The organism is Cellulosimicrobium cellulans, assembly GCF_001722485.1.
GTDB classification, from domain to species: Bacteria; Actinomycetota; Actinomycetes; order Actinomycetales; family Cellulomonadaceae; genus Cellulosimicrobium; species Cellulosimicrobium cellulans_A.
Genome location: NZ_LWGL01000059.1, coordinates 1 through 17,722, shown reverse-complemented (window position 1 = coordinate 17,722; position 17,722 = coordinate 1). Strand labels below are relative to the sequence as shown.

Sequence of the window (17,722 nt, the reverse complement as noted above, 5' to 3'; positions counted from 1 at the left end):
GCGGGCGGCGCGCCGTCGGGCCCGGTGAGCACGAACGGCGGGCGGTCGGTGCCCGCGAGGCGCTCGGGGACGCGGCCCGAGCGCGTGACGACGGCGAGCTCGAGCGGCGCGGGACGCAGGTGCTCCAGGCCCCGGGGACGGTCCAGCGCGGTGTACCCCTCGGCGCGCGCCGTGCCCGCGCCGACGAGGACGACGTCGGCCAGCGCCCGCAGGACCCGGAAGACGCGCCAGTCCGCCGCGTCGTTGATCGAGCCGGACCGCTGGTCCGGGCCCCACGCCGCGCCGTCGAGGCTCGCGACCATGTTGGCCCGCACCGAGCTGGTGCCCCGCACCGGCGCGTCGTACGCGTAGAGCGCCGCCAGCGCGGTCTCCCGCGCGTCCGGCGGGAGGTGCCGGGCGGCCGGGACCAGCACGTCGAGGGCCGGCAGGTCGGTGCGCGTGGCGGGGCTCACAACCGCCACCGTAGCCGCAGGCGTACGCTGGATCCTCGTGACTCCAGCGCCCGCACCCGCGTCGCACGTCCGGGCCCTCGCGGACGTGCGACCCTCCGTCTCCCCGTCCCGGATGCTCGCCGACCTCGTGCCGCCGCGCCACTTCGCGACCGCGCGCTTCTCGACGTACCGCTCCGACGCGCGCTACCCCAGCCAGGCGAGCACCGTCGCGCGGCTCGAGGAGGTCGCCGCCACGATCGCGCGCCCGCCGCGCCGCGGCCTGTTCGGCGGACGCCGGACCACCGCGCCCGCCGTGTACATGGACGGCGGCTTCGGCGTCGGCAAGACGCACCTGCTCACGTCGCTCGCGCACGCCGTCGGCCTCGACGTGAGCGCGTACGGCACCTTCGTCGAGTACACCAACCTCGTGGGCGCGCTCGGGTTCGCCCCCACCGTCGACGCGCTCGCCGCGAAGAAGCTCGTGTGCATCGACGAGTTCGAGCTCGACGACCCGGGCGACACCGTGCTCGTGTCCCGGCTCCTGCGCGAGCTCGCCGACCGGGGCGTCGCGCTCGCGGCGACGTCGAACACGCTCCCCGAGGCCCTCGGGGAGGGGCGGTTCGCGGCCGAGGACTTCCTGCGCGAGATCCAGGCGCTGGCGGCCCGGTTCGAGGTGCTGCGCGTGGACGGCGAGGACTACCGGCACCGGGCCGTCGTCACCGACTCCGCGCCCCTGCCCGAGGACGCCGTCCGTGCCATCGCCGCCTCACGCCCGGGCACGACGCTCGACACGTTCGACGCCCTCCTGGCGCACCTCGCACAGGTGCACCCGAGCCGGTACGGCGCGATGCTCGACGGCGTCGAGGCGGTCGCGCTCACCGGCGTGCGCCCCGTGACGGAGCAGGCCGCGGCGCTGCGCCTCGTCGTGCTCGTCGACCGCCTCTACGACCGCGACGTGCCCGTGCTGCTCGGCGGCGCGGGGGAGGGCGGGCTGTTCACCGAGGAGATGCTGCGCGGCGGGTACCGCAAGAAGTACTACCGCGCGCTCTCGCGCCTGGGGGCGCTCGCCGAGGACGGGCGCACGCTGGCCCGCGCCGCCTGACGGCACGGCGCCGCTGCGGGCGTCACGTCGCGGCGAGGCGGCGCTTCTCGGCCTCGACGTCGAAGTCCGCGACCGGCCAGCCGAGGTCGAGGCGGCGCAGCGCGTCGAGCAGCAGCTCGCTCACGGCGAGCCGCGCGAACCACTTGCGGTCCGCCGGGACGACGTACCACGGGGCCGCCGGGGTGCTCGTGCGGTCGAGCATCACCTGGTAGGCCTCCTGGTACGCGGGCCACAGCGCGCGGGCGTCGATGTCCGACGGGTCGTACTTCCAGTGCTTGTCCGGTCGCTCGAGGCGCTCGGCGAGGCGCGCACGCTGCTCCTCGGACGACACGAGCAGCACGACCTTGATGAGGGTCGTCCCGGACGCGACGACCTCCTCCTCGAAGCGGTTGATCTCGTCGTAGCGGTCGTCGAGCACGTCCGGCTCCACGAGCTCGCGGACGCGCGCGACGAGCACGTCCTCGTAGTGCGAGCGGTCGAAGACGCCGATGTAGCCGGGCTCCGGGAGGGCGTTGCGCACCCGCCACAGGAAGTGGTGCCGCAGCTCCTCGGCGCTGGGCACGCCGAACGACCGGTGGGCGACGCCCTGGGGGTCGACGAGCCCGACGACGTGGCGGACGATGCCGCCCTTGCCCGCGGTGTCCATGCCCTGCAGCACGAGGAGCACGGACCGCGAGCCGCCGGAGCGCCCCTCGGCGAAGAGCCGCTCCTGGAGCTCGGACAGCTCGTCGGCGTGGTGCGCGACGAGCGCGCGCCCCGCCGCCTTGCCGCCCGTGAAGCCGGGCGTCGACGAGCGGTCGACGGACGCGAGGTCGAAGCCCGCCGGCACGCGCAGCACCTGCGTCGGCGCGGCGTCCCAGCCGGGGGACACCGGACCGGGGTCCTCGCCCGACATCGTCGCCGTCGTCCCTCCCGCCTTCTTCGCCGTCACCATGCGCGCGAGCGTAGTCACACCCAGGAGACGACGGCGACCGAACGTGCCGGCAGGTGCACGACCTGGCCGTCGACCGTGGTCGCGGGGTCCCACGCGGCGAGGAGGCGGGGTGCGCCGCGGAGGGCGACCCGCACGTCGCGCGGCTCGCGCCCGAGGTTCACCGCGACCGCGACCGTCCGCCGGTCGACGACGAACGCGGGCCCGTCGTCCGGCCCGAGGCGGCCCTCCTCGCCCGACGCGTCGTCGTCCTCGCCGCCCGGCCCGTGCACGCGCACCGCGGACAGGTCGCCGGAGCGGACGTCGTCGCGCTGCCGCAGCGCGACCATGGCCCGGTACCAGGCGAGCAGGCGGGCGTGGTCCGGCTGCGCCGGCTCGGCCCAGTCGAGGACGCTCGCGTCGCGCGTCGCCGGGTCCTGCGGGTCGGGGACGGCCGGCGCGCCCTCGTCCCAGCCGTGGCCGGAGAACTCCGCCGCGCGTCCCTCGCGGATCGCCCGCGCCAGCTCGGGGTCGTCGTGGTCGGTGAAGTACTGCCACGGCGTCGTCGCGCCCCACTCCTCGCCCATGAAGAGCATGGGCGTGAAGGGCGAGACGAGCACGAGCGCCGCCGCGACGGCGAGGGCCCCCGCGTCGAGGGTCGCCGAGGGCCGGTCGCCCTGCGCGCGGTTGCCGACCTGGTCGTGGTCCTGGGCGAACACGACGAACGCGTGCCCGTCGGTGCCCTCCGGGACCGGGTGGCCCCAGCGCTCGTTGCGGAACGTCGAGAACGTCCCGTCGTGGACGAACACGCCCGTCAGCGCCTTGCGCAGCACGGCGACGGACCCGAAGTCGACGTAGTAGCCCTGGCGCTCGCCCGTGAGCAGGGCGTGCAGGGCGTGGTGCACGTCGTCCGCCCACTGCGCGTCCATGCCGCGCCCGCCCTGGTCGGGGCCGGTGACGGTCGCCGGGTCGTTCTGGTCCGACTCGGCGATGAGGGTCAGCGGCCGCCCGAGCGTCTGCTCGAGGCGCTCGACGCGGCGCGCGAGCTCGGCGAGCAGGTGGGTCGGGGAGTCGTCGACGAGCGCGTGCACGGCGTCCAGGCGCAGGCCGTCGACGTGGAACTCGACGATCCAGCGCTCGGCGTTGTCCATGACCCACTCGCGCACCTCGCGGCTGCCCGAGCGGTCGAGGTTGACCGCCGCGCCCCACGGCGTGTGGTGGGCGTCGGTGAAGTACGGGCCGAACTCGGGCAGGTAGTTGCCGGAGGGGCCGAGGTGGTTGTAGACGACGTCGAGCACGACCGCGAGACCCCGCGCGTGCGCGGCGTCGACGAAGCGCTGCAGCGCGCGCGGTCCGCCGTACGGGTCGTGCACGGCGTACAGGTGCACGCCGTCGTAGCCCCAGCCCCAGCGGCCGCCGAAGGCCGCGACCGGCATGACCTCGACCGCGCCGACGCCGAGCTCGACGAGGTGGTCGAGCCGGCCGATCGCGGCCTCGAGCGTGCCCTCGGGGGTGAACGTGCCGACGTGCAGCTCGTAGACCACCTCGCCGCGCACGTCGCGGCCGGGCCAGGCGTCGTCGGTCCACGCGAAGTCCGGGTCGAACGTGCGGCTCGGGCCGTGGACGCCGTACGGCTGCCACGGGCTGCGGGGGTCCGGGCGGCCCGGGCCACCGTCGACGGCGAAGCCGTAGTCCGTGCCGGACGGCAGCTCGTGGTCGTGGCCCCACCACCCGGGCACGTGCGCGCCCACGAGCCGCAGCGGTTCGCGTCGCGCCCCCTCGAACGTCCCCGTGCCCTGCTCCGGCAGGAGCAGCTCGACCTGCGCCGCCGCCGGCGCCCACACGAGCGGACGCGGTCCGGGCACGGGCAGCATGGGCGTCCCGCGGGGCGCGGGCACCGGTGGCTGGGCGGTCATGCGTCTCCCTCTTCGACGAGCAGTGCGACGGGCAGGTCCTCGAACAGCAGGTCGAGGGACACGGTCCCGGCCGGGTGCCGGCGGCCCGTGAGGACGTCGCGCCAGCCGCCGGGGGCGTCCGGCAGCGCGACGACGTGGTCGCGCCAGCCGCCCAGCCGCCGGACCGTGCCGTGCAGGCGCGTCGCGACGGTCACGACGCGCGGGCGGCCGGCCACCGTGCGCGCGAACGCCAGGGCGCACGGGCTCGAGGTCGCGACGGGCGCGTACCCGGCGTCCGGGCCGACGAACGCGTCGACGGCCTCGAGCCGCAGGCGCAGGGCGCGCGACGTGACGAGCAGCTTCTCGTCGGCGAGCGTGCGCGCCGCGCCGCCCTCGTCGAGCCGCGCGAGACGACGGGCGAGGTCGTCGACGTCCACGGGCCGGCGGTTGTCCGGGTCCACGAGCGTGGGCTCGTACGACTCGCTGCCCTGGTAGACGTCCGCCACCCCGGGCGCGGTGAGCTGCACGAGCTTGATGCCGAGGCTCGCGGCGCGCAGCTCCTCGCGGTGGTCGTGCGACCAGCGCTCGAACGCGTGCAGCACCGCCGGGTCCTCGAGCGCGTGCCGGGCGAGGTCCTCGACCGCGCGCTCGTACGCCTCGTCGGTGCCGGTCCACGACGTGCGGACCTTGGCCTCGCGCAGCGCCTTGCGCAGGTAGTCCACGAGGCGGTCGGCCTCGATCGCGCCCGGCGCGCCGTGCTCGCCGCCCTCCTCGACGTCGCCGGGCGCCGCCGCTCCGGGGCGCCAGGTGCCGGCGACCGTCTGCCACAACAGGTTCTCCGCGAGGCCGTCGACCAGCACGCCGCGGTAGGGGGCGCTCGCCTCCCGCACGCGGTCCACGAGGCGGGCCCAGCCCGCCGCGTCCTCCGAGAGGACGCCGAGCGCCGCGCGCGTGTCCTCGCCGCGCTTGGTGTCGTGGGTCGAGCCGGCGGTGAGCGCGAGCGGCGTGAGCGCGGCGACGCGCTGGGCGAACGCGTGCCAGTCGTGGACCCCGATGCTGAACCGGTCGGGCTCCCCGCCGACCTCGCACAGGCTCACGAGCTCGGTCCAGCGGTAGAACGCCGTGTCCTCCACGCCCTTGGCCGTCACGGCGCCGCACACCTGCTGGAAGCGCACGACGAGCTCGTCGCGCCGCGGCTCGCGCCGGCGGCCCGCGCTCCCGGCCTCGCGGCCCAGGACGAGGTCGACGACGACGTCGAGCGTGTCGTACCGCTGCGGGTCCAGGCGCGCCCGCGCACGCTCGGCGGCCTCCTCCACGGCGCGCACGGCCTCGTGCCGCGGGGTGGTCCCGGGCACGACGTACGCGCGGTACCGGTCGAACGCGACGAGCAGCTCGCGCAGGCACTGGTGCAGGCCGCGCCACGTGTGGTCGCGCAGGCGCGGGTCGTCGTGGCAGACGGCGGCGGCCAGGTCGGTCAGGCGGTGCACCTCCGCGTACAGCGGCCCGCCGACGACCTCGCGCTTCGCCTCCTCGACGACCGCCTCGAGGCCGCCCGGGACCGCGCCCGTGAGGCGCGTCATCGTCGCGTCCAGCCCCGCGCGGCCGCCCGGGTCGACGTACAGCTGCTGCAGGCGCCACGCGACGTCGTACCCCGTGGTGCCGACCGTCGCCCAGTCCGCGGGCACCTGCTCCTCGCCCGCGAGGATCTTCTCGACGACGACCCACGCCCCGTCGGTGCGCTCCGCGAGCCGCTCGAGGTACTGGGCCGGGTCGGCGAGCCCGTCGGGGTGGTCGATGCGTAGGCCGTCGACGACGCCCGTGCGCACGAGGTCGAGCACGAGCGCGTGCGTCGCGTCGAACACCTCCTCGTCCTCGACGCGCACGGCCGCGAGCGAGCCCACGTCGAAGAACCGGCGGTAGTTGAGCTCCTCGTCGCCCACCCGCCAGAACGCGAGCCGGTAGTGCTGGCGCTCGACCAGCTCGGCGAGCGGCAGGTCCTCGGTGCCCCCGCGCACGGGGAACACGTGGTCGTAGTACCGCAGCACGGTCGTCGGCGCGTCCTCGCCGTCGCCTGGCACGACGACCTCGTCGAGGACGAGCTCGCCCGCGGCCAGCGCGTCGCCGAGCCGCACGCCGAGCACGGGCATGAGCACGGCGCCGTCGTCGGACGACCAGTCCACGTCGAACCACGACGCGTACGGGGACTGCGGGCCGTGCTGCAGCACGGACCACAGGGCGCGGTTGTGCCAGGCGGGCGTGGGGACCGCCATGTGGTTGGGCACGACGTCGAGGACCATGCCGAGGCCCGCGGCGTGAGCGCGCTCGGCGAGCCGCTCGAGGCCGTCCCGTCCGCCGAGCTCCGCGCTGACGCGGGAGTGGTCGACGACGTCGTAGCCGTGCGTCGAGCCCGGCGCCGCCTGCAGCACGGGGGACAGGTACAGGTGCGTGATCCCGAGCGAGGCCAGGTAGGGCACCTGGCGAGCCGCGTCGTCGAACGTCAGGTCGGGCCCGAGCTGGAGCCGGTACGTCGACACAGGGGTCGCACGGTCGGCACCCTCGCGGGGGGTGCGCGGCGCCCCGGTCTCCGGGGCGGTCACGACGCCGGCGGGCGGGTCAGGACGACGACGCTGCGCCCCGCCACCGGGAGGGTGTCCCCGGGGCTCAGGGCGCCGCTCGCGTCGAGCGATCCGTCGGTGTCGAGCACGACGTCCCACGCCTGCCCGTACTGCTCCGGCGGCACGGTGAACTCGAGCTCTTCGGAGTGGGCGTTGAGCAGCAGGAGGAACGAGTCGTCCACGATGGGCTCGCCGCGCCGGTCCGTCTCCGGGATGGCACTGCCGTTGAGGAAGACCATGACGGTGCGGGCGTAGCTGTGGTCCCAGTCCTCCTGGGTCATGCGCGACCCGGTGATGTCGAGCCACTCGATGTCCGGCAGGTCGTCCGGTCCGGTGCCGCCGTCGCGCCCGACGAAGAACCGGCGACGGTGCAGGACGGGGTGGTCACGGCGCAGCCACACGAGGTGGCGCGCGAAGTCGAGGAGCGCGCGGCGCTCGTCGCGCTCCTCGGTGCCGCCCGCCCCGACGCCGGCCTCGCCCTCGGCGGGCTCCTCGGTGCCGTCCTCGGCGAGGAAGCTCCAGTCCATCCAGGTGAGCTCGCCGTCCTGGCAGTACCCGTTGTTGTTGCCGCGCTGCGTCCGGGCGATCTCGTCGCCGTGGGAGAGCATCGGCACGCCCTGGGACAGCAGGAGCGTCGTGAGGAAGTTGCGGCGCTGGCGCGCCCGCAGCGCGAGGACCTCCGGGTCGTCCGTGGGCCCCTCCACGCCGCAGTTCCACGACCGGTTGTGGCTCTCGCCGTCGTTGTTGCCCTCGCCGTTCGCCTCGTTGTGCTTCTCGTTGTACGACACGAGGTCGTTGAGCGTGAAGCCGTCGTGCGCGGTGACGAAGTTGATGGAGGCGATGGGCTTGCGGCCGCTGTGCTCGTAGAGGTCCGACGACCCCGTGAGCCGGCTCGCGAACTCCGGCAGCGTCGACGGCTCGCCACGCCAGAAGTCCCGCACCGTGTCGCGGTACGCGCCGTTCCACTCGGTCCACATCGGCGGGAAGCCGCCCACCTGGTAGCCGCCGTCGCCGAGGTCCCACGGCTCGGCGATGAGCTTGACCTGGGAGATCACCGGGTCCTGCTGGACGATGTCGAAGAACGCCGAGAGGCGGTCGACCTCGTGGAACTGGCGCGCGAGGGACGAGGCGAGGTCGAAGCGGAAGCCGTCGACGTGCATCTCGGTGACCCAGTACCGCAGCGAGTCCATGATGAGCTGCAGCACGTGGGGCGAGCGCATGAGCAGCGAGTTCCCGGTACCGGTCGTGTCGAAGTAGTGCGCCTCGTCGCCGTCGACGAGGCGGTAGTACGCCTTGTTGTCGATGCCCCGGAAGCTCAGCGTGGGGCCGAGGTGGTTGCCCTCGGCCGTGTGGTTGTAGACGACGTCGAGGATGACCTCGATACCGGCCTCGTGCAGCGCCTTGACCATGGACTTGAACTCCATGACCTGGTCGCCGCGGGTGCCGAAGGCGGCGTAGCCGTTGTGCGGCGCGAAGAAGCCGATGGTGTTGTAGCCCCAGTAGTTCGACAGGCCCTGGTCGACGAGGTGCGGGTCGTTGACGAACTGGTGGACCGGCATGAGCTCGACCGCCGTGACGCCGAGCGAGGTGAGGTGCTCGATCACGGCGGGGTGGGCCATGCCCGCGTACGTGCCGCGCAGCTCCTCGGGCACGTCCGGGTGCCGCATGGTCATGCCCTTGACGTGCGCCTCGTAGATCACGCTGTCGTGGTAGTCCCGGTTCGGCGGCCGGTCGTGGCCCCAGTCGAAGAACGGGTTGACCACGACGGACAGCATCGTGTGCGCGGCCGAGTCGTCGTCGTTGAGCGGGGGAGCGGCGGGCGGCGCCTGCTCGTCGTCGGTGCCGTCGTCCGCGTCGTCGCCGGCGGTGTCCTGCGCATCCGCGAACCGGTACGAGTACAGCGACTCGTCGCCGTCGACCTGCCCCTCGATCGCCTTCGCGTACGGGTCGAGCAGGAGCTTCGCGGGGTTGCACCGGTGCCCGTTCGCCGGGTCGTAGGGCCCGTGCACGCGGTAGCCGTACCGCGTGCCGGGACCGACGCCGGGCAGGTAGACGTGCCACACGTGCGCGTCGACCTCCTCGACGTCGACGCGCTGCTCGGTCCCGTCGTCGTCGAGCAGGCACAGCTCGACACGCTCGGCGATCTCGGAGAAGAGGGCGAAGTTGGTGCCCGAGCCGTCGTACGTGGCCCCGAGGGGATAGGCATGGCCAGGCCAGGTCTGCATCCCCCGAGGATGTCACGCACTGCGTGGCGCCGCTCAGGGGGCGCGGGCCGCAGAGTGAGACGCACGTCACATCAAGAAGCGCGGCGGAAAAAGTGTGCCAAGCGCGTCAAGACCGGGTGCGGCGGCTCCGCGGACCTGGTAGACCCGAGCCATGAGCACCGACGCGAGCCACCAAGACGACGTCAACACCTCCGACATCGCCTACGCACGCCTGTCGCCCCCGCGGGACGACGAGGAGGAGCACGGCGACGTGCTGGCGGGCGGGGACCCGACGAAGGCGCCGCACTCCCTGTCCGAGACCGAGCGGCGCCCGATCGAGGGGGCGTCGTCCGGCACCTCGTGGGACGACCCGGACGAGCTCTGACCCGCCCCTCGGCGACCCGCGGGACCGCCCCCGCCGCCGCGAGACGTCGCGGTCAGTCGAGCCGCGGGAGCCGGTCGGCGTCGACCGGCAGGATGCGCGGCATGCCGGCGGGCGCGACCGCGCTGAGCGCGAGGTAGCGCGCCTCCGCGCGGTGCAGGCGGATGTGCTCGTCGACGGTCCAGTCGGGGCCGTTGGTGAGCACCATCCCGCACGAGCACTCGATCGTCACGCGACCGGACGCGTCCTCGACGACCTGGCCGGTGGTGACGTGCGCGGCACGCGCGCCCGCCTTGGCCCGGCGCATCGACGCGCTGACGGGCTCCGGGCGTGCCGTGCGCCCGGGGTGGGCCGAGCTCTCGCGGCTGCCGGTGTCGGAGGTCGGGGGAGCGGGTTCCACGGGCCCGAGCCTAGACGCCCGCGGCACCGCTCCCCGCGCCGGCGTGCACGTGGTCGTGCTCGGCGGGCGCGTCGTCGCCCTCGCCGTGGTCGTGGTCCTCGTCGTGGTCGTGCGCCAGCCCGAGCGCGTGGGCGAGCTCGTGCGCCCGCTCGGCGGCCTCGCGGGCCGCGATGCGCGCGCGCACCTCCTCGCGCCGCAGCGGCGGGACCGTCGCCGACGGCTGACGGCGCTCCGGCAGCTCGTCCAGGAGTCGGGCCACGATCGCGGAGACGTCGGCGACAGCGCGCTCGAACGGCTCCTCGGTCGCGGCGCTCGTGCGCTGGATGCCCGTGACCTTGCGGACGAACTGCCGCGCGGCGGCCTCGACCTCCTCCTCGGTCGCGGGAGGGACGAGGCCGCGCAGGGTCGTGATGTTCCGGCACATGCTCACGACGCTACGGGCACGTGTCGAGCGTCACAAGGGGCTGTCGCGACCCGGCTCAGACGAAGCGCGCGGTGAGCGCGACGGTCCTGCTCGCGTCGACGTCGAGCCGGAGGTCGCCCAGCCGCACGCCGGCCGGGAGCTCGGCGGCGAGGTCGAACGTCCGGCCGCGCAGCTCCTCGACGTGCCTGCGCGCGACCACGAGCAGCGCGGCGACCGCCGGGTTGCGGCTCGACAGGTCGAGCTCCCGCACGGTGAGGACCGAGCGGTCGTCGACGTCGGCGGCCAGCACCGCCTGGACGCTCGCCGACAGCAGGCCCTTGCGGACGCGGGCGAAGGCCCGCACGGCCACGGCGCGCGGCCCGGACGAGGTGATCTCGACGTCGAGGGACGAGAGGGCGAGCCCCCGTGCCGACAGCTCGTCGGTGAGCAGCCGGCGTGCCGTGGCGACGACGGCGTCCTGCGGGACCGCGACGCGCACGTGCCCGCTCACCGGATGCGCCTCGTCCGGCTCGACCGGGGCGATGCCGAGCCGGTCGTCGTGCGTCTCGACCCAGTCGAGGCGCAGGCCCTCGGCCACCGCGGTCACGTCGACCGGGACGTCCTCGACGACGACGGGGTGCGCGTCGACGCGCAGCGTCCGGACCGTGCCCGGCTCGGTCGATCGCCGCTCGGCGGGGCGCCACGGCGCGTGCGGCGCCTGGGGCGACCCCACCCGGACGCGCGCCACCACTCCGGAGAGGTCGACGGCGAGGGACGCGACGTCGGCGCCGTCGAGCGCGGCGGCGACGCGGACGCGCTCCGGTGCTGTGAGCCGGTCGCCCGCCTCGTCGCGCAACGCCTGCAGGATCCGGGCGGTGAGGTCGGCGTCGGTCGTGGGGCGCGGTGCGCGGCCGAGGGGGACGAGCTCGTCGGGGCTCGCGTCGTGAGACATGACCGAGAGCCTAGGTGCGCGGAGCCGGTCCCGGAACCGCAGGTCGCGGCGTCGACGCGGAAGGCCGCCCCGGACGTGTCCGGGGCGGCCTTCGTTCGGTGGGCGATACTGGGATCGAACCAGTGACCTCTTCCGTGTCAGGGAAGCGCGCTACCGCTGCGCCAATCGCCCAGTGCTGCGAGGTGGAGATGGGATTCGAACCCACGTATACGGCTTTGCAGGCCGCTGCCTCGCCTCTCGGCCACTCCACCGCGAGACTCGTCCTCCCGGCGGCCGGACGAACCGGCCGGAGAGCGGCCTCCGAGCGGATGACGGGACTCGAACCCGCGACCCTCACCTTGGCAAGGTGATGCTCTACCAACTGAGCCACATCCGCGCGGCCGGTGCTCCGTGCCCTGACCGACACGTCGGTCGCAGGCCCGGTGTTCCGGCGCGTCCCACATACTAGCCGACATCCGCCGCGATCCGTGCATCCGCGGGCGAGAGCCCCTCGAGAACCACGAGAGCCCGCGCGCGAGCGTCGTCGGCACGAGCCGGCGCCGGGACGCGCCCTCGCGGAGCGTGGGGGAAGGACGGCGAACGCCGCCCCGGACGGTGTCCGGGGCGGCGTTCGTGGTGGTGGGCGATACTGGGATCGAACCAGTGACCTCTTCCGTGTCAGGGAAGCGCGCTACCGCTGCGCCAATCGCCCGAGGGTGCTGCTGCGAGGTGGAGATGGGATTCGAACCCACGTATACGGCTTTGCAGGCCGCTGCCTCGCCTCTCGGCCACTCCACCGTGACTCGTCCCTCTCCTTGCTCTCGGGAGAGAGAGTCGGGGAGTGGTCTCCGAGCGGATGACGGGACTCGAACCCGCGACCCTCACCTTGGCAAGGTGATGCTCTACCAACTGAGCCACATCCGCGCGGCCGGTGCTGCGGATCCCCGTTCGCGTCTCTCTCGAGACCTTCTCGGTGACCCCGGCGTTCCGGCGCGTCCCAGACATTAGTCGACCGGAGCGCTCGACGTCCAACCGGCTCCCCGGCGTGACCTCGGTGGTCCCGGTCGGGCGGCCCTCCGGTGCCCGCACCCGGTCGGTAGCGTGAGCCCGTGCCAGGACCAGGGAGGACGCCGGTCCGCGCGGGCGTCGCGCGGTTCGCCGGACGGGCCGCGCGCGGCGCGGTCGAGTGCGTGGACGTGCTGCGCGCCCCGGAGCGGCTGCTCGAGGGCGGGCCGTGGTTCCTCGTCGCGGACTTCGACGCGCCGGCCCACGGGGGACGCGTCCGGGCCTGGCGGTTCGCCGAGCGCGTGGACCCGGGTGACCCGTGGCCCGACGTCGCACCGGGGGCGTGGCGAGGACCCGACCCGTCGGCGTGGAGCAGCTCGCTCGACCGGGCCGCCTACGAGGCCGCGGTGGCGCGCGTGCGCGCCGAGGTGCGCGAGGGCGAGGTCTACCAGGCCAACGTGTGCCGCGTGCTCGCCGCCCCGCTCGCGTCCGAGGGCGGGAACGAGCCGGACGCGGAAGCGCTCGCGCGCCGTCTGGACCGGGGCAACCCGGCGCCCTACGCCGGCGTGCTCCACGTGCCGGCGAGCAGCGGCGTGGACCCGGTCTGGGTCGTCAGCGCGTCGCCCGAGCTCTACCTCGGGCTCTGCGGCGGCGTGCTGACGTCGGGTCCCATCAAGGGCACCGCGCCGACGCCGGGCGGTCTCACCGCCAAGGACCGCGCCGAGAACGTCATGATCACGGACCTCGTCCGCAACGACCTGCAGCGCGTGTGCGACCCGGGGACGGTCGAGGTGACCGACCTGCTCGCCGTCGAGGAGCACCCGGGCCTCGTCCACCTCGTGAGCCGTGTCGCCGGGCGCGTGCGCGGCGACGTGCTCGTCGCGGAGGACCGGTGGGCGCGCGTGCTCGGCGCGACGTTCCCGCCCGCGTCGGTCTCCGGGGCCCCGAAGTCGTCGGCGCTGCGGGTCATCGGCGAGCTCGAGCCCGTGCCGCGCGGCCCGTACTGCGGGGCCGTCGGGTGGGTCGACGGGGACGAGGCCCTGCTCGCCGTCGGCATCCGCACGTTCTGGTGGGCGGACAGCGTGCTGCGCTTCGGGACCGGTGCCGGCATCACCTGGGGCAGCGAGCCCGCGCGCGAGTGGGACGAGACCGCGCTCAAGGCGCACCGGCTCGTCGCGCTCGCCTCGGGCACACTGGACCCATGACGCAGCCCCTGCCGACCCCCGGCGCCCCGACGGCGCCGCCCGAGAACCTCGTCGTGTGGGCGGACGGCCGCCTCGTCGGGCCGCAGGACGCCGCCCTGAGCGCGGTCGACCACGGGATCACCGTGGGCGACGGCGTGTTCGAGACCTGCGCGGTGTCCGACGACCAGGCGTTCGCCCTGACACGCCACCTGCGCCGCCTCGCGCGGTCCGCCGCCGGGCTCGGGCTGGACGCGCCGGACGAGGGGACGGTGCGCGCCGGCGTCGAGCAGGTGCTGGCCGAGGCGCGGGACCGCGCGGCGGCCGGCGCGGTTCCGGTGGGGCGCCTGCGCATCACCGTGACCGCGGGCCTGGGCCCGCTCGGGTCGGGGCGCACGCCCGGCGCGCAGACGGTCGTCGTCGCGGCCGGGCCGGCGACGGTCGTGGCACGCGGGCGCGCCGTCCGCTCGCCGTGGACGCGCAACGAGCGGTCCGCGGTCGCGGGGCTGAAGACGACGTCGTACGCGGAGAACGTCGTCGCGCTCGCCGACGCGGTCGCGAAGGGCGGCGACGAGGCCCTGCTCGCCAGCACGGCGGGGGAGCTGTGCGAGGGCACGGGGGCGAACGTGTTCGTCGAGCGGGCGGGCGAGCTCGTCACGCCGCCGCTGTCGTCCGGCTGCCTCGCGGGCATCACGCGCGAGCTGCTGCTCGAGTGGGCGGCCGAGGACGGGTTGCCGGTGCGCGAGGCGCTGCCGGGCGAGCTGCGGTTCGACGTGCTCGACGAGGTGACGGAGGGCCGCGCGGGGCTCGTGCTCACGAGCTCCGTGCGCAACGTCCAGCCGGTGGCGTGGCTCGACGGCGTCGAGGTCCAGGCGGGCACCGTCTCGCTCGCCGCGCGCGAGCTGTTCGAGCGCCGTCGACGCGAGCGCCTGGACCCGTGACCGCTGCTCCGCGACCCGCCGTGCGAGCCGGTTTTTCGATCCGGTCCGGTTCGCGCTAGTATCGTCCACGCACTCGGGCGATTGGCGCAGTGGTAGCGCGCTTCGTTCACACCGAAGAGGTCACTGGTTCGAACCCAGTATCGCCCACCGAGCATCATCAAGGTCGAGGGCCCGTCACCGCAGGAGCGATGACGGGCCCTCGTCGCTTCCCGTCCTCGTCCGGCGACCGGTGCGCCGGGCCGACGTGTCCCTCGCCACAGCCGCGTCGCGTCATCCTCCGGTGCCAGCGCGAGTCCTCCCTCCTGGACAACTGTCCAGAAGCGAAGGAGAACGCCGTGCCCCCCACCACCCGACTCTGGCGGCCCACCCCACGCCCGACCGCACGACGCGCCCTCGCGGCCGTGGTCTCGCTGCTGCTCGTCCTGCTCGGGCTCACCGCCGTCCCGGCGACGGCGAGCGCCGCGGAGCTCGACGCGATCACCGGCGTCGAGATCACCGAGCCCACCGGGGGGATCCACCAGGGGGACACGATCCGTCTCGACGCGACGTGGGCCGTGCACGACGACGCGCGCCCGGGGGACACGTTCCGCCTCACGCTCCCCACGAGCCCTCGTGTCGTGGGAGCACCGGACTCGTTCGAGATCAGCGATCCCACGGGTGCCGTGGTCGGCGCCTGCACGGTCGACGGGAGCGGCTTCGCCTGCACGCTCGGGGAGTACGTCGCCACCCACACCGACGTCGAGGGCACGCTGTTCTTCTGGGCGGAGGTGACCGAGACGAGCACGTCCGAGGTGCTCGTGTTCACCACGGGAGGCGGCGTCGAGATCCCCGTCGACGTCCCCGGAGGTGTCCGCGAGAGCGACGGCGGGGGCTGGGAGGCGCCCACCTCACCGGTCAAGAACACCTGGTACGACACGACGCGCGGCCACGCGCGCTGGCAGGTGAACATCCCCGGTCCCTATCTGACCGGCCCGGACGGGGCCCCGGTCGTGGTCACCGACACGTTCGACCCGCGCCTGAGCCTCGTCGAAGGCAGCATGCGCGCGCTCGCCGTGCCCGTCGACGGGTGGAACCGCGGCGACTTTTGGGGCGGAGGTTTCGGGCTGGACGAGTCCCAGTACGTGATCGAGCCCGGCCCGGGGGCCAACCAGTTCCGGTTCAGCGTCCCCGACGCCCTCGGTCCCGGCTACGTCTACGTGCTCGCCTACGCGACCGCCCTCCCGGACGACGCCCGCGACGGCGACCGGTTCGTGAACACCGTCACCGGCCTGGGCGCGAGGGAGATCGTGGCCTCCATGGAGTACGCCGGCGGGGGCGGGACGGGCCGGGGCGAGGCCGTGCGGTCGATCCGGCTCACCAAGCAGGTCGACGGCGACGCAGCGCAGGGCGTGACTGGTCCGTTCGCGTTCGAGCTCGTCTGCACGGGCACGGACGGCGCGACGCTCGACGGCTTCCCGCGCACGGCCGCCGTCGTCGCCGGGGGGACGACGACGTTCGCGGGCGTGCCGGTGGGTGCGGTGTGCGAGCTCACCGAGACCGACGACGGCGGCGCGGACCGCGTGACCTTCGCCCCGGCGGGGCCGGTCGTGGTGACGACGGAGTCGCCGGGGACGATCGACGTCGTCGTGACGAACACGTTCGACGCCCACGGCGGCGCGGTCCCCGTGACCGAGCCCGTCACGGACCCGGGCGCCGGCGGCGTGCCCGACGGCACGACGACGCAGGCCGCGCCGACGGAGGAGGCGACCACCTCGTCCGGCTCGACGCCGCCGGACGCGGCCCTCGCGGCCACGGGTACCACGGTGCTCGCCGCGTCGGTGGGTGCGCTGGCGCTCGTCGCGGTGGGGGTCCTGGCGGTCGTCTCAGGGCGCCGTTCCCGGGCATGACCCTCACGGCGCCGTTCCCTGGCCTGCTCGCCCACCGGGCGGCAGGCCAGGGTGCTCCGTCCGCACCCGGGAGCGGTGTCCGCGCGGGCGCGTCAGTGGCACCCTGGGAGTATCCGGCGCCCCGGCGGGACGCGCCGCACGGCTGCCGGCGGTCACGAAGGAGTGAGGCAGCGATGGTCAGCATCCGACGCGGGTTCTCCAGCTTCTCCGCGGACGATTTGGAGGCGGCGCGCGCGTTCTACGCGGACACCCTCGGCCTGAGGGTCACGGCCCTCGACGACGGGAACGGGCTGGTGCTGCACCTCGACGGCGGCGCCGACGTGTTCGTCTACCCGAAGGAGGACCACCGGGCGGCGACGTACACCGTCATGCACCTGACGGTCGACGACGTCGACCAGGCCGTCGACGAGCTCACCGCGAAGGGCCTGACGTTCGAGCGGTACGAGGGCTTCGAGCAGGACGACAAGGGGATCGCCCGCGGTTTCATGGAGGGCGGCGACGGGGCCTGGCTCACGGACCCGGCGGGCAACATCGTCGGTCTCGCGGACGGCGAGAGCATGGAGCGGCTCGTCGGGGGCTAGGGGCGCGGGCCAGGAGCGAGGTGGCCGGTCGTGACCGACGCCCGCGACGCGCTCGGCACCGTGAGTGTGGTCGACGCCGCCCGTGCAGGGTCGGCGCGCTCCTCCTAGGGTCGTCGGCATGACCGGGTCCGCGACGCCCCACGGACGAGGAGATGCCCGATGACGTACCGCGAGCGGGAGCGCACGCTGAGCGCGCCGGACGGCTGGGAGCTCCCCGCGCTCGAGCTCGACGGCCTCGTCGCCGAGCCGGACGAGCCGCTGCGGCTCGACGCCCTGTACTACGACACCCCGGACCTGCGGCTGCTCGCGCGCGGCGTCACGCTGCGGCGCCGGACCGGCGGGGAGGACGCCGGGTGGCACCTCAAGCTGCCGGCGCCCGGCGACGCGCGCGACGAGCTGCGCCGCCCGCTCGGCGCCGACGCCGGACCGCTGCCGACGGTCCTCGCCGACCCCGCGACCGCGCCCGCACCGCCCGACGAGCTCGCCACGCTCGTCGTCGGTCTCGCGCGCGGGAAGGCCCTCGCACCCGTCGGCCGCATCCGCACCGAGCGTCGCACCACCGTGCTCCGCGACGCCCGGGACGGCGGCGCGCCCCTCGTCGAGATCGCGCAGGACGCGGTCACCACCGAGCGCATCGCGCCCGGAGCCGGCCCGCAGCCGACGAACGCCGACCCCCACGCCGGTCGCGCGACCGACGCGTGGCGCGAGATCGAGGTCGAGCTCACGCCCGCCGGCCTCGGGACGGACGACCCCGAGGCCCTCCTCGCCGCGGTCGTCGACGCGCTCGTCGACGCCGGTGCGACGGCCGGGCCGAGCGCGCCCAAGCTCGCCCGCGCGCTCGGCGTCGGGGCCGAC

Annotated in this window: 15 protein-coding genes and 7 tRNA genes; 8 read left to right on the top strand and 14 right to left on the bottom strand. The window is 74.8% G+C overall.

The window, feature by feature from the left end; genetic code table 11:
* The coding region (locus JZ5iCDA_RS08710) for a dihydrofolate reductase family protein (protein WP_253182020.1) at positions 1-452 on the bottom strand (452 nt) is incomplete at its 3' end.
* A 37-nt stretch (positions 453-489) separates the two neighbouring features.
* Between JZ5iCDA_RS08710 and zapE the strand changes: the two genes are divergently transcribed.
* Positions 490-1,533 (top strand): cell division protein ZapE, encoded by a 1,044-nt coding sequence (gene zapE / locus JZ5iCDA_RS08705; RefSeq protein WP_069386816.1) that lies wholly within the window; start codon positions 490-492, stop codon positions 1,531-1,533.
* Between the two features lie 22 nt (positions 1,534-1,555).
* Here zapE and JZ5iCDA_RS08700 read toward each other — a convergent pair whose 3' ends face one another.
* Genes JZ5iCDA_RS08700 through glgX form a run of 4 tightly spaced genes read right to left on the bottom strand, consistent with a single transcriptional unit; the run spans position 1,556 to position 9,178 of the window.
* Positions 1,556-2,428, bottom strand: coding sequence for a PPK2 family polyphosphate kinase (locus JZ5iCDA_RS08700; protein ID WP_069386818.1), 873 nt, complete (start codon positions 2,426-2,428; stop codon positions 1,556-1,558).
* Between the two features lie 53 nt (positions 2,429-2,481).
* Entirely contained in the window at positions 2,482-4,317 is a 1,836-nt protein-coding gene (gene treZ / locus JZ5iCDA_RS08695; protein WP_069386815.1) for a malto-oligosyltrehalose trehalohydrolase, read from the bottom strand.
* A 38-nt stretch (positions 4,318-4,355) separates the two neighbouring features.
* Complete coding sequence (gene treY, locus JZ5iCDA_RS08690) at positions 4,356-6,872, bottom strand: malto-oligosyltrehalose synthase (protein WP_253182019.1); 2,517 nt, start codon at positions 6,870-6,872, stop codon at positions 4,356-4,358.
* 59 nt (positions 6,873-6,931) lie between these two features.
* Complete coding sequence (gene glgX / locus JZ5iCDA_RS08685) at positions 6,932-9,178, bottom strand: glycogen debranching protein GlgX (protein ID WP_069386813.1); 2,247 nt, start codon at positions 9,176-9,178, stop codon at positions 6,932-6,934.
* A 151-nt stretch (positions 9,179-9,329) separates the two neighbouring features.
* On the opposite strand from glgX, the gene JZ5iCDA_RS08680 reads away from it, so the two are divergent.
* Positions 9,330-9,542: a hypothetical protein gene (locus JZ5iCDA_RS08680; RefSeq protein ID WP_069386812.1), complete on the top strand. Its 213-nt coding sequence runs from the start codon at positions 9,330-9,332 to the stop codon at positions 9,540-9,542.
* Positions 9,543-9,594: 52 nt separating this feature from the next.
* Here JZ5iCDA_RS08680 and JZ5iCDA_RS08675 read toward each other — a convergent pair whose 3' ends face one another.
* From JZ5iCDA_RS08675 to JZ5iCDA_RS08635, 9 genes are all read right to left on the bottom strand, one after another.
* The gene (locus JZ5iCDA_RS08675; protein WP_253182018.1) at positions 9,595-9,939 is read right to left on the bottom strand and encodes a hypothetical protein; all 345 of its coding nucleotides are present in this window, start codon (positions 9,937-9,939) and stop codon (positions 9,595-9,597) included.
* 10 nt (positions 9,940-9,949) lie between these two features.
* A complete protein-coding gene (locus JZ5iCDA_RS08670; RefSeq protein ID WP_083259820.1) occupies positions 9,950-10,363 on the bottom strand; it encodes a DUF2277 domain-containing protein in 414 nt (137 codons plus the stop codon).
* 55 nt (positions 10,364-10,418) lie between these two features.
* Positions 10,419-11,294, bottom strand: a complete 876-nt coding sequence (locus tag JZ5iCDA_RS08665) for a hypothetical protein (RefSeq protein WP_069386811.1) — start codon at positions 11,292-11,294, stop codon at positions 10,419-10,421.
* 99 nt (positions 11,295-11,393) lie between these two features.
* A tRNA-Val gene (locus JZ5iCDA_RS08660) sits at positions 11,394-11,465 on the bottom strand.
* A 9-nt stretch (positions 11,466-11,474) separates the two neighbouring features.
* Positions 11,475-11,545: transfer RNA gene (locus JZ5iCDA_RS08655), tRNA-Cys, on the bottom strand.
* A 52-nt stretch (positions 11,546-11,597) separates the two neighbouring features.
* Positions 11,598-11,670 (bottom strand) — tRNA-Gly (locus JZ5iCDA_RS08650).
* Positions 11,671-11,910: 240 nt separating this feature from the next.
* A tRNA-Val gene (locus JZ5iCDA_RS08645) sits at positions 11,911-11,985 on the bottom strand.
* A gap of 15 nt (positions 11,986-12,000) precedes the next feature.
* Positions 12,001-12,071, bottom strand: a tRNA-Cys gene (locus JZ5iCDA_RS08640).
* A gap of 53 nt (positions 12,072-12,124) precedes the next feature.
* Positions 12,125-12,197: transfer RNA gene (locus tag JZ5iCDA_RS08635), tRNA-Gly, on the bottom strand.
* A 185-nt stretch (positions 12,198-12,382) separates the two neighbouring features.
* On the opposite strand from JZ5iCDA_RS08635, the gene JZ5iCDA_RS08630 reads away from it, so the two are divergent.
* From JZ5iCDA_RS08630 to JZ5iCDA_RS08605, 6 genes are all read left to right on the top strand, one after another.
* Positions 12,383-13,483, top strand: a complete 1,101-nt coding sequence (locus JZ5iCDA_RS08630) for a chorismate-binding protein (protein ID WP_069386810.1) — start codon at positions 12,383-12,385, stop codon at positions 13,481-13,483.
* On the top strand, positions 13,480-14,400 hold the full coding sequence (locus JZ5iCDA_RS08625; protein WP_069386809.1) for an aminotransferase class IV: 921 nt from the start codon (positions 13,480-13,482) through the stop codon (positions 14,398-14,400). The genes JZ5iCDA_RS08630 and JZ5iCDA_RS08625 overlap by 4 nt, the downstream gene beginning before the upstream one ends.
* A gap of 75 nt (positions 14,401-14,475) precedes the next feature.
* Positions 14,476-14,547, top strand: a tRNA-Val gene (locus JZ5iCDA_RS08620).
* Between the two features lie 188 nt (positions 14,548-14,735).
* Entirely contained in the window at positions 14,736-16,286 is a 1,551-nt protein-coding gene (locus tag JZ5iCDA_RS08615) for a DUF5979 domain-containing protein (protein WP_139123033.1), read from the top strand.
* A gap of 173 nt (positions 16,287-16,459) precedes the next feature.
* On the top strand, positions 16,460-16,867 hold the full coding sequence (locus JZ5iCDA_RS08610) for a VOC family protein (RefSeq protein WP_069386807.1): 408 nt from the start codon (positions 16,460-16,462) through the stop codon (positions 16,865-16,867).
* Positions 16,868-17,026: 159 nt separating this feature from the next.
* Positions 17,027-17,722, top strand: a 696-nt coding sequence (locus JZ5iCDA_RS08605; protein ID WP_139123032.1) for a CYTH domain-containing protein, incomplete at its 3' end; no start/stop codon positions are given.

Excerpts from the sequence above, each read along its gene's own strand:
- JZ5iCDA_RS08700 (WP_069386818.1), bottom strand. The coding sequence starts at position 2,428 with ATGTCGGGCGAGGACCCCGGTCCGGTGTCCCCCGGCTGGGACGCCGCG.
- treZ (WP_069386815.1), bottom strand. The coding sequence starts at position 4,317 with ATGCTGCCCGTGCCCGGACCGCGTCCGCTCGTGTGGGCGCCGGCGGCG.
- glgX (WP_069386813.1), bottom strand. The coding sequence starts at position 9,178 with ATGCAGACCTGGCCTGGCCATGCCTATCCCCTCGGGGCCACGTACGAC.
- JZ5iCDA_RS08680 (WP_069386812.1), top strand. The coding sequence starts at position 9,330 with ATGAGCACCGACGCGAGCCACCAAGACGACGTCAACACCTCCGACATC.
- JZ5iCDA_RS08670 (WP_083259820.1), bottom strand. The coding sequence starts at position 10,363 with ATGTGCCGGAACATCACGACCCTGCGCGGCCTCGTCCCTCCCGCGACC.
- JZ5iCDA_RS08665 (WP_069386811.1), bottom strand. The coding sequence starts at position 11,294 with ATGTCTCACGACGCGAGCCCCGACGAGCTCGTCCCCCTCGGCCGCGCA.
- JZ5iCDA_RS08625 (WP_069386809.1), top strand. The coding sequence starts at position 13,480 with ATGACGCAGCCCCTGCCGACCCCCGGCGCCCCGACGGCGCCGCCCGAG.
- JZ5iCDA_RS08610 (WP_069386807.1), top strand. The coding sequence starts at position 16,460 with ATGGTCAGCATCCGACGCGGGTTCTCCAGCTTCTCCGCGGACGATTTG.